The organism is Lachnoclostridium sp. (genome assembly GCF_031997925.1).
Classification (GTDB): domain Bacteria; phylum Bacillota; class Clostridia; order Lachnospirales; family Lachnospiraceae; genus Lachnoclostridium.
The window spans coordinates 20,808-31,247 of the sequence record NZ_DAMADT010000013.1; the positions used below are offsets into that span (position 1 = coordinate 20,808).

General features: G+C 39.2%; 10 protein-coding genes. 3 read left to right on the forward strand and 7 right to left on the reverse strand.

What is annotated here, in order from left to right; translation table 11 throughout:
- Nucleotides 1-288: 288 nt before the first annotated feature.
- Both RTP52_RS10255 and RTP52_RS10260 read left to right on the forward strand, forming a co-directional pair.
- The gene (locus RTP52_RS10255; RefSeq protein WP_312106131.1) at nucleotides 289-1,146 is read left to right on the forward strand and encodes a YitT family protein; all 858 of its coding nucleotides are present in this window, start codon (nucleotides 289-291) and stop codon (nucleotides 1,144-1,146) included.
- A gap of 96 nt (nucleotides 1,147-1,242) precedes the next feature.
- Nucleotides 1,243-1,584 (forward strand): hypothetical protein, encoded by a 342-nt coding sequence (locus tag RTP52_RS10260; RefSeq protein WP_312106125.1) that lies wholly within the window; start codon nucleotides 1,243-1,245, stop codon nucleotides 1,582-1,584.
- 193 nt (nucleotides 1,585-1,777) lie between these two features.
- On the opposite strand, the gene RTP52_RS10265 is transcribed toward RTP52_RS10260, so the two are convergent.
- The 4 genes from RTP52_RS10265 to RTP52_RS10280 form a co-directional block, all read right to left on the reverse strand.
- Complete coding sequence (locus RTP52_RS10265) at nucleotides 1,778-3,028, reverse strand: aminopeptidase P N-terminal domain-containing protein (protein ID WP_312371043.1); 1,251 nt, start codon at nucleotides 3,026-3,028, stop codon at nucleotides 1,778-1,780.
- Nucleotides 3,009-4,088: an ethanolamine utilization protein EutH gene (locus RTP52_RS10270; protein WP_312371044.1), complete on the reverse strand. Its 1,080-nt coding sequence runs from the start codon at nucleotides 4,086-4,088 to the stop codon at nucleotides 3,009-3,011. The genes RTP52_RS10265 and RTP52_RS10270 overlap by 20 nt, the downstream gene beginning before the upstream one ends.
- Before the next feature lie 102 nt (nucleotides 4,089-4,190).
- Nucleotides 4,191-5,942, reverse strand: coding sequence for a glycoside hydrolase family 36 protein (locus RTP52_RS10275; protein WP_312371047.1), 1,752 nt, complete (start codon nucleotides 5,940-5,942; stop codon nucleotides 4,191-4,193).
- Between the two features lies 1 nt (nucleotide 5,943).
- Nucleotides 5,944-7,224, reverse strand: a complete 1,281-nt coding sequence (locus RTP52_RS10280) for a hypothetical protein (protein ID WP_312371050.1) — start codon at nucleotides 7,222-7,224, stop codon at nucleotides 5,944-5,946.
- Nucleotides 7,225-7,301: 77 nt separating this feature from the next.
- Between RTP52_RS10280 and RTP52_RS10285 the strand changes: the two genes are divergently transcribed.
- On the forward strand, nucleotides 7,302-8,231 hold the full coding sequence (locus RTP52_RS10285; RefSeq protein WP_312371053.1) for an AraC family transcriptional regulator: 930 nt from the start codon (nucleotides 7,302-7,304) through the stop codon (nucleotides 8,229-8,231).
- A gap of 74 nt (nucleotides 8,232-8,305) precedes the next feature.
- On the opposite strand, the gene RTP52_RS10290 is transcribed toward RTP52_RS10285, so the two are convergent.
- From RTP52_RS10290 to RTP52_RS10300, 3 genes are all read right to left on the reverse strand, one after another.
- A complete protein-coding gene (locus RTP52_RS10290; protein ID WP_312371055.1) occupies nucleotides 8,306-9,205 on the reverse strand; it encodes a carbohydrate ABC transporter permease in 900 nt (299 codons plus the stop codon).
- A gap of 11 nt (nucleotides 9,206-9,216) precedes the next feature.
- Nucleotides 9,217-10,149: an ABC transporter permease gene (locus tag RTP52_RS10295; RefSeq protein ID WP_312371056.1), complete on the reverse strand. Its 933-nt coding sequence runs from the start codon at nucleotides 10,147-10,149 to the stop codon at nucleotides 9,217-9,219.
- Nucleotides 10,150-10,182: 33 nt separating this feature from the next.
- Nucleotides 10,183-10,440 (reverse strand): hypothetical protein (locus tag RTP52_RS10300; protein WP_312371058.1); only part of this gene is annotated, 258 nt, incomplete at its 5' end.

Consider the following 10,440-nt stretch of genomic DNA (forward strand, 5'->3'; position numbering starts at 1 on the left):
CGTATAATTTTTGTAGGAAAGTTTACGCAACCTGCTCTTTTTTTATTGTTTGACACAATTAGCAAGATATGATATCGTATCAGAAGAAGAGCGTTAGCGAATTATAATCTTTTTAATTCGTTAGCGCTCTTTTTTTGTGTAAAGTTATGTAAGTTTACACATCCTATTACATATGCATAGGATGAAGTTCTTAAATGTTACCGCATAAAAAAGATTATGCAGAAAGGATTTCTTATGAAACAAAAATTAAACATAAATAAAATTAAGCTGACTGATTCTTTCAATAAAATGCGATCCTCCATTTTTAATAAAAGAGTAGCTCTTGATATCATTATTGAGGTTATCGGTAGCTTTTTGATCGCTATTAGTCTCTATAACTTTGCGGCACAAGCTAAATTTCCTATGACCGGATTTTCAGGTATTGCTCTTATATTAAACAGACTCTTTTCACTGCCTATCGGTATTACCACAATTGTGATTAATATCCCTGTAGCTATCATTTGTTATAAGCTATTAGGTAGAGGGTTCTTCTTACGCTCTTTTCGCTGTATGATTATTTCCTCTTTAATGATAGACTATGTAGGTCCTCTTCTTCCAATGTATGAAGGTGATCGTTTACTGGCAGCGATTTGCACTGGTGTACTAGGTGGTCTTGGTTATGCTATGATTTATATGAGAAACTCCTCTACTGGTGGATCTGATTTTATTATTATGGCGGTAAAAGCTATAAAACCACATATTTCCCTTGGTAAGATAGCTTTTTTATCTGATATTGGTATTATCTTAGTAGGCGGTATCATTTTCGATGATATGGATGGTATTATCTATGGTATGATAGTAAACTATTTATTTGCAATTGCTGTTGATAAACTTATGTATGGTATCAACTCCGGTAAAGTGGCTCTTATTGTAACTCATCATGGTGAATTAATCACTGATACAATTGAAGAATGCTGTCAAAGAGGCTCCACTATCCTAAATGCAGCTGGTGGTTATAAAAAGGAAGAAAAGCAAGTAGTTATGTGTGCATGTAATAATAAGCAAATGTATCTGCTAGAACAAGCTGTCAAACATTCTGATCCAGATTGTTTTATCATTATCCTTGAGTCCAATGAGGTTCTTGGAGAGGGCTTTATCATTCGATAATTGATAAACATCTTAATTACATTTTAAGACACAATTCGAGTATATGCACCATATGATATTGTAGGGATATCATTCCATATATTTTAGGAGGTGTCTATGTCTAGGAGAAACAAAGGGGATTTTTATAATCTATTATTTAATGTAGATAAAATATTTGTAAGGCCTTGCTATATTGATGCGTATATAAAGTTCAGTCATGAACTAAATGAATATCTTTTCTGTAAATATCCTGAATTCTATGCAGGCTTACAACTTTATCAATCCAAAGAAGAAGAATCTCGATTCACTGTAATTACCGCTTACTATGACGTTCGAAATATTTATAGAGAAATCGAGAAAATTTGTAAAGATATTGACGAGATTTATAAAGATGTTTGGAGAGACAATATAAGACGTGAATGTATTTTTACCTTCTGCAATAATATACGCATTATATAGTTTCGCTTAATTTAGTTGGTTATATTTCTTTCATATATAGGAGATACCAATTTTAATACAACAAGACAATGGTTGCGCTCCCAGTCAAGTAGATAGTACCTCCTTGACTGGGAGCGCAACCATTGTCTATAATTTTCTTTATCTCGTTACTTTAATTACACGGTCTACTAACTCACGATAGAAATGCCCTTTTTTAGCAATGGTTCCCTATCAAATTTTCAATTTCATGAATGGTTCTCGGTATTGCTGCAGATAAATTTTCACACCCGTCCTCTGTTACCAGACAATTATCCTCTATCCGAAATCCAATTCCCCAATCCTCATGATAAATACCAATGTCCACACAGAATACCATACCGGGCGCTATATGTTCCACAGTACCTATCGCATCGTGGACATCATATCCCACGTGGTGCGCTCCTCCGTGCCACATATAGTTTCCAATTTCCTCATAATTGCTTAATATACCTGCATTTTTCATCATTTCAAAATTATATTTTCTAGCAGTTAGATCCACATCTGCCATCTTCATTCCCGGCTTTATAATGGAAAACATATAATTTGATGTCTGCAATGCGCATTCATATAAGATTTTCTGTCTTTCTGTAAACTTCCCATTGCACGGAAAAGCTCTGGACACATCGTTCATTAACCCATCGTAACAGGCACCGACATCATTTAAAATCATATCTCCATCCATGGCCTGACCGCTGTAGGTATAATAATGAATACAAAAGTTATTCTTTCCTGCTGAAATTATGGAAGGGAATGCCGGTCCCTGTGGTCCATACTGTCCAAGTACATAGTCAAATATTGCCTTATACTGGTACTCACACATGCCTGGCTTCGAATTTTTCATCATCGCGGTGATGCCTTCTCCTGTAATTTGTTCCGCCCGGCGCATGGCCTCAATTTCACATGACTGTTTGATTGTACGCAACCTTCTGACAAGAATATTGGCATTTTCGGCTTGAATATACGGATACTGTAGGTTGACCTTTTGTGCAAATAAGTGTGCTGGTGTATCATAATCTCCATTATCTATTTTAAATAAATCCAGATACAGGAAGCCGTAATTCCCATTTGTCATAAGCGTATGTATATAGGAGTTGAATTCTTTAGTAAATTTAATGTTTTCAACCCCTGACAACTCGCTGGCTTCCTCCCCTTTCAATCTTTTCCCAGTCCACCGTTCCTGCAACCAGTCCGCTTCCAGTATAAATAATGTCTCCTTAATATTTCCATCCGCTTCCTTCTGCAGGAGCAACACTGTTTCCTTCTGTTCAATTCCTGACAAATATAAAAAATTTCTGTTTGCATAGAAAGGAAAAAACTCATCATTTGTCTTTCTGATCTCGTTTCCCGAAAAGAAAACCGCCACAGATCCCTTTTTCATGTCCGAGCAAAATTTCATCCTGTTTCCCTTAAAAAATTCTTTTTTCATGGTAAGCTCCTTTTCTTTTCATGACCATCGCCGCTAAAATTACGGCTGAAATCCCCCCTGCAATTTTTGCTACTATCATAGGATTAACCGCCGCCGGCTCTACCCTCATTGTAAATCCCAAATGTGCTCCAAAAGTACTTGCAGCACAAACCAGAAATGCTGCGTTGATAACTCTGCTGCGCTCATTCATATCCTTTAGCATAACCAGTACAGGAATTACACTGACTGTCCCAACTAACAGCCCCGCCATTCCTGTGGCATCTAAACCAGACCATGTACTCAGACGTTCCAGCTTTTCCAATCTACGCCTTATGAACTCGACCACAGGTAGGCTGCCGATCATTGTAATTCCTATAGACGCCACCACCTCCATGGCTTCCTCTATCGGCGCCGTCAGCGGAAGCAGATTAATTCCACATAAGTAATAAACAGTCCCCGCCACAAGGCCCACTGTACCTGCTATTTTCATGAAACCAGCAATGGCGAAGAAGCCTTTTTCTATCTTCCCGGGACATTTTAAAAGTCCAAAAAGGACAATTCCTAGAAATATAAAAATTCCAATGTTCTGCTTCAATATCTGTTCAAAATTCAGACCGCACAAAAAACCTCCCAAAACAAGGGCCACCGGCAATGTAATCAGACCAAACACCATTCCTCTGAGAAATCCCATATTGGCTTCTTCTCCCGCCATACCAAGGCCCACCGGAATGGTGAACAAAATAGTACAACCCAAGGTGGAAGACATGATTATGCCTGCGTAAACGCCAATTTGAGCATTTTTTGCAAGTTCAGCGCTTATTTGATAACCGCCCATATCGATAGCAAACAAACCTCCGAATATCCCCGGATCCACGCCCGCAAGTTGATAGAGCATATTGGATGGCACTCTTAAGACATAAGAAAACAATGGAACCAGGCAAATAATGCCCACCATGGAAAGTGCTGTTGGTCCCAATAAGAGAAATCCTTCCTCCAACTTCTTTCCATAGCCCCATCGATTCCCCAATAGCTTATCCAAACCGCCAATCACCACACCAACAGCCATAATATACCCTATCATCTGCTTCTTTTCCTCCCTATGTAGTCAGTTCTTTTTTCCTCTGTCTGCTTTTTTTATTCATGCGCCCCTTTTCGAATAAATTTTACCTTTTGAAACTTATCTTCATAATTTGTTTAAAAAAATCTGTCCTGCCACAGGTACATATAATTCACTGATCCCTTTTCTTCCCTTCGTATTAAGCCTTGAAACATTTTCCCCCATACAGTCCCTTACCTCAATTAAATAGTCGCATTCTTTCTCAAATTCCAGGAACAGCTTCTCAGCCTTTGTTCCATTTAAGATGATGTTCTCTTCGAATTTAGACGGTATCCGGATAATTCTCTTTTCAGTATAAACAGCACAGATTCCTGTATTTTCATCATCTGTCCAGACTTCCGGATAAAGATTATGGGGTTCCATCGGTTTAATTTGATGCTCTTGAAGGATTTCTTTATATTTTATCATAAATTTCACCCAATAATCTATCATTTTTTTCATAGAAGCAGTAATATCTTTTAATTTGACGGAAATTTGTACTGTAGAAAAAATACTGGAAATAATCTGTAATGCAGCTATTCTCGGCTCTTCATTTGCATGCCACATCAGAGGATCCGAATGTACTGTTGTATTGCCGCTCAGCATTCTTAAGTCAACAATACCCACCCGGTTACTGATGGCCGAATTAGGACAGTCTGTTACCCGAAACATATTCCCATATTTTCTCATGTTGGGTCCGATGTACCTTTGCCTGAATTCAATCATAACTTCCGGCTTTATTGTGGAAAGCCTTTGGTACATCTCAGACATAAGCACATCTAGTGCCTCCTGTACGCTTTTCTTATCCATCTGCTCATTCACCGGGGCAGAATTCACCCGTTCTGCAATCTGATCAATAAAATCCATCTTAAAGCCGTCTACTCCCCATTCCTTCAGGGCTTTTTCATAGATACCGATTAAATATTCACGCACCTGCGGGTACCTAGGGTCCAAAACGCCTGCTTTTAAGGCCTCATTGTAGGTAAGCAACTTATCCTGAAACATTTCCCAAGAATTAGAGCTGGACCCCACAAAAGGTACACTGTACCAAATCATATAGTTCATACCAAGGCTATGTATTTTTTCTACATGATGCGCAAAATCCGGAAATCTGTTTTTGGAGACTTCCCAATCCCCACAATAGGCATATCCTCTATTATTGTCATCCGTCTGCCATCCATCATCCAAAATAACCGTACCGAAGCCTAATTCCGCCGCCCGCTTACATTCTTCTTCAATTTCCTCTTGCTTTACATTCTGATGAAAGGAATACCACGTGGAGTATACCGGCTCCCTTGTATTATCGCCCGGCTCGATTGGCACAATACCGCAGTCCTTTTCCCACCACTCGCTCACCCCGGCAATCGCATCATAAAATGGAATTTGTCTACCATCTAACCTTATGCAAAAATCACATTCCATCTTGGTTTTTACATATAAAGAGGGTATTGCCACCTGCAACAGTAACGTTCCGTCCTCTTCGTGAATCCCCGCCTTCATTCGTATAATTTCCATAGTCTCTGATACGGCAATCGTAATCCTGTTCTTATTATCTTCACTAAACAGTGCCAGAATTGGAGCTGAGTTTGCTGTCATGCTTTGGCAAAATCCAGCCCAATCAGCATTGACCGAACGGTCAAACCCACAATTGGGATACCATACTCCAGCACAATCCAAAAAAGGGAAATGAAAGGAGCAGAGAATATCCTCCTTGGTAATCTCAACCTGTCTCTCTACTTTAAGCTTTATTTTATAAGTATACACATCATTTTGGGATGACTCCTGACAAAAGCTCATTTCCAACCCATTTATATTATGAAAAATTGGTTCTTTCACCATATTATTTCCTCTCTTCTAAAGGAATCTCAAGACAGCAACCACTGTCCATCCTCTTCCCATTTACTTTGATCATTTGCTTCGTTCTATTTGTCGCCGCCACGCTGCTATTTTGGCAAATGAAATCCACTTCTCCGTCCAGATACGGAAGATTGCTGATTTTAAACCATTGCACATCTTTTGGCATTTCCGGTGCTATGAATAATTCTTTTTGACTGGCATGTACTTTTATCCCAGCCAGCCCAAAAATATAAGATTCTATTACAGAATAAGAAACCTCCGGATATTCTCTTCTGTGCAGTTTCGGATCGATCAGCACCTTTAACCACTTATATGCAATATCAGGTCTGTGACACCGATAAAACAACATTGGATAATGAGATAGGCTTTCTACATTCACTCTTCCCGCATCAGCTTCTCTGTCCAATCGCTCCATATGCCTTTGTCGCCTGTCCTCTTGCCTTACCACATCATAATAACAAAGAGACAAAGCGTGCCCTATGGAGCTACTATGCTTTAATTCCCCCTTAGAATCCCTATATTGGTAATATTGCTCCTTAACAGGATCCCACCAGGAATCATCGAACACTTTCAGTAGCTTAGAAGAGCGCTCCTTGCACAGCTGCTGCATCGCCGTACTGCCTCCCTGCTCATAAAGCTCGGATGCAGAAAGATATCCTCTTATTTCTATCGCCAGCATATCAATTAAAGTCTCTGCTCCATCATAACTGCTGTCCTCACAATAAGATGGAATCCCCAGCCTTCCAAAGCCTTGCTTTCTCTCCAATATTCCATCCTTATTGTCGTCCCACTCCTCCACGTAATTATGAATTGTCCAGTCATAAAAATGCAGGAAATCCAAATGTTCTAAGTAGTCCCTATCACCTGTCACCTGATACATTCGATAGCAGGTATCCATCAGGTCAAAATTAGCGGGTAGATTGTACCAGAAGTCATTATCATTTGAATAATCCACTGGGCAGGGTCTATCATCCTTGTCAATTTCCCAAAAAGTACAAAATTTCCTACTTGCAGCTATATTCTGGGCAAACTTTAGCAGCATATTTTTTGTATGCTTTTCCAACCCCAATGCATGTGCCCCCATGGAATGGTGAGCCACATCTCTAACGCAAAAAGACTGTCTTTTGGGTAAGGCTGCTTCATACCAGCAGCCCACTAAATCCTCTTCATGCGCATAAAATAAGGCCTGCTCCTTAGCCCAGCGAAATCCCCTGTTCAATTCTTCAGAAGAACAGCTAAATTGTATCCTGTCTTTTGTCCTCATTTTTATCCTCCATATCTTTACGGAATGCGCTCTCTATACTATAATGAAACTATATATATTTAGAAAGGAGCTTTACTATGTTCAATAATGTTATTAATACAAAAATAGATCAACGTAAATCCTCCATGGAACGCTACATCCATTTTTATAATGTGAAACGGGATGTAGATCTAACGCTTATTCAAACAGGATATCAGAAGCCTTATCCGTATATTCACATTGCTCCATCCATCAGAGATCATTTCCTGCTGCATTTTATCTGTTCCGGCCAAGGCCATTACCATTTGCAACATTCCACCTATTCTTTAAGTCCAAATGACTGTTTTTTAATATATCCTCATGAAATCACCTTCTATAAACCCGCCGACGGGAATCAGCTGGAATATTACTGGCTGGGCTTTTGCGGATCTAGAGCTGCAGACTTTATCTCTGCCCTTGGATTTACCCCAAGCAAACACATCATCAATTATAATGCCCCCGAAATACCCGTCCTGCTTTCCAATATTGTTGACGCCGCCTTCCAATACCAGGAAGATGCTCTCAGCAAGGAATTGTACATTAACAGTCTGATTCAAAAACTATTTTTTATCATGCTAGGGGAAAAAAAGTTAAACCGTATTTCATTCTCACCATCTACTCCAAAGGATAATACCGATTTTCTAGGACAGGGGCAATACAAAAATAAGATAGTTAGTATAATTACCTTATTAATCCAAACCAGCTATCATCAGGATATTCACATCGAAACAATTGCAGACAACATGCACTTAAACCGAAGTTATCTATCCGCTTTGTTCAAACAAGAGACCGGAAGATCCATTAAACAATATCTGCAAAATTACCGGTTGACCCGGGCGGAGAGCCTTTTAACCAGCACCAATCTACCTATTTATGAAATTTCCTATTCCGTCGGTTTTCAGGATCCTATGTATTTTTCCCGGCTGTTTAAATCCACATTGGGTATAACACCCAGCCAATATCGTAATAAACATACAGGGCATCAATAAGGATGCAAGGGCATTCATAAGAATGCAAGGGCATTCATAAGAATGCAAGGGCATTCATAAGAATGCCCTGTATATTATTGTTTTACTGCACCCAGAGTCATTCCTGAAACGAAATATTTTTGAAAAAACGGATAAATTATGATAATCGGTGTAACCACCACCACTGTAATTGCGGAACGTATGGTTAATGGCTGAATGGACCGCATCTTCTCGGAAAGCATTACAGAATCTGTCATATCCGCCATTGCACTCGCCTGATTTAACATACGGTACAGGATGATTTGTAGATTATCCCATGTACCGTTTTTACTGTATAGGTTTACATCAAACCAGGAATTCCATTGACCCACTCCTATATAGATTGCAATACATGCCAACATAGGTACACTTAAAGGAATAACAAACTGTGTAAAAATCCGAATTTCACTTGCCCCATCCACTCTGGCAGCTTCAAATAATGCATCCGGAATATTCTGAATATAGGACGCCGTCAGCAGCATATAATAGGCACTGAATAAAGAGGGAAGCCAATACACTGTCAAGGTATTCACCAGTCCCAATTTGGTCATCAGCAGATAGGTGGGTATCAGCCCTCCTCCAAAATACATCGTAATAATAAACAGAATTCTCATGAACTTCCGCCCTGCGAAATGTTTGCAGCTAACGATATAACCCAGCAATGCACTGCATAAAACACCTGTTATCGTACCGATAACCGTCCTTAGAACGGACACTATGGTTCCTCTTATTAAAGTCACGCCATGTAAAACATATTCATAATTAGCCAAGGTAAATTTTCTTGGCCATAAATAGATGCCACCTTTTACAGCATCCTGCCCATTATTGAACGAAATAGCCAGGACATTGATAAACGGATAGACAACAATGATCATGAAACAAAACATAAACACTGCATTTACGATATCAAAAACCTTTCCTGCCCTGGTTTGCTTTATATAAAATGGTCTGCTCATCTTCCTTCCTCCTAAAAAGCTGATGTTCCCAAATGCTTACGGCAAAATCTATTTGTAATATAAACAAGTGCGAAGCCGATCACCGATTTCATCAATCCTACCGATGTACCTATCGAATAATAGCCAAGTTGAATACCATATCGGTAGGAATAAGTATCAATAACATCCCAATAGTTTTGTGTGGAGGCATTCCCAAGTATGAGGTGCTGTTCAAATCCGGCATTCAGGATTCCACCGATACCAAGAATCCACAGTATCACTATTGTTGGGAGGATGGTGGGAATAATAACATGCCTTATCATCCCCCATCTTCCCATTCCATCCGTTGCTCCCGCTTCACACAACTCCATATCAACTCCTGAAATTGCAGATAAGTAGATGATTGCAGACCACCCGATCCCCTTCCAGATATTAGCTAAAGTGTAGATAACCCAATAATACTTTCCTTTGGTCAGAAAGGGGATGGGTTTTGCAATCAGGTTCAATCTCATTAATATGTCATTCACAATTCCTTCGTTTGAGAGCATCATAAAAATCATGCTGCCTGCCACTACCCAAGAAATAAAATGAGGCAGATAAGAGGTCGTCTGAATTATTTTCTTAAAGTGCTTATGAGGCAATTCGTTGATAGACAATGCAAAAATAATAGGAGCCACAAACCCTACGGTCAGGCTTAATAAGCTCATAGCCAATGTATTCCTAAGCAATTGAAGAAATGATGGATTAAAAACAAAATCTTTAAAGTGTTTTAATCCCACAAAATTACAATCAAAGATGGACATACCTGGAATATAGTCCACAAATGCAATGAGTAATCCGTACATTGGTACATAAGCAAAGATAACTACCCAGATGATGATAGGGATACACAATAGCCATAACTGCCTTTGTTTGTTAAATCTCCTGACTATATACTTTATGTTTTTTTTTATCTCCAAAACCATATCAGGGTTTCACACTCCTTCCAAATGTTCATATTATTTATTTATCTTTTCCATGTTTCTCTTATAATTTTCAGACATCGCCTTCTCTAGTTTGTCAATCCCTGCAGTTGTTAATGCGTTCTGTAATGCGGTCCATGCAGCGTTAAATTCTTCCTCAGTATTCGCCTGTACCGCCGCACCCCAGTTCATGGTCCAAGCATCCTTTACCGCCTGTTCTGCAATTTTAACTTCATCGGTCTTCTCCATTAATCTCATGGCTGAGGAATCATAAATAGTTCCTTCCATATTTTC

Excerpts from the sequence above, each read along its gene's own strand:
- RTP52_RS10280 (WP_312371050.1), bottom strand. The coding sequence starts at position 7,224 with ATGAGGACAAAAGACAGGATACAATTTAGCTGTTCTTCTGAAGAATTG.
- RTP52_RS10290 (WP_312371055.1), bottom strand. The coding sequence starts at position 9,205 with ATGAGCAGACCATTTTATATAAAGCAAACCAGGGCAGGAAAGGTTTTT.
- RTP52_RS10260 (WP_312106125.1), top strand. The coding sequence starts at position 1,243 with ATGTCTAGGAGAAACAAAGGGGATTTTTATAATCTATTATTTAATGTA.
- RTP52_RS10255 (WP_312106131.1), top strand. The coding sequence starts at position 289 with ATGCGATCCTCCATTTTTAATAAAAGAGTAGCTCTTGATATCATTATT.
- RTP52_RS10265 (WP_312371043.1), bottom strand. The coding sequence starts at position 3,028 with ATGAAAAAAGAATTTTTTAAGGGAAACAGGATGAAATTTTGCTCGGAC.
- RTP52_RS10295 (WP_312371056.1), bottom strand. The coding sequence starts at position 10,149 with ATGGTTTTGGAGATAAAAAAAAACATAAAGTATATAGTCAGGAGATTT.
- RTP52_RS10270 (WP_312371044.1), bottom strand. The coding sequence starts at position 4,088 with ATGATAGGGTATATTATGGCTGTTGGTGTGGTGATTGGCGGTTTGGAT.
- RTP52_RS10275 (WP_312371047.1), bottom strand. The coding sequence starts at position 5,942 with ATGGTGAAAGAACCAATTTTTCATAATATAAATGGGTTGGAAATGAGC.
- RTP52_RS10285 (WP_312371053.1), top strand. The coding sequence starts at position 7,302 with ATGTTCAATAATGTTATTAATACAAAAATAGATCAACGTAAATCCTCC.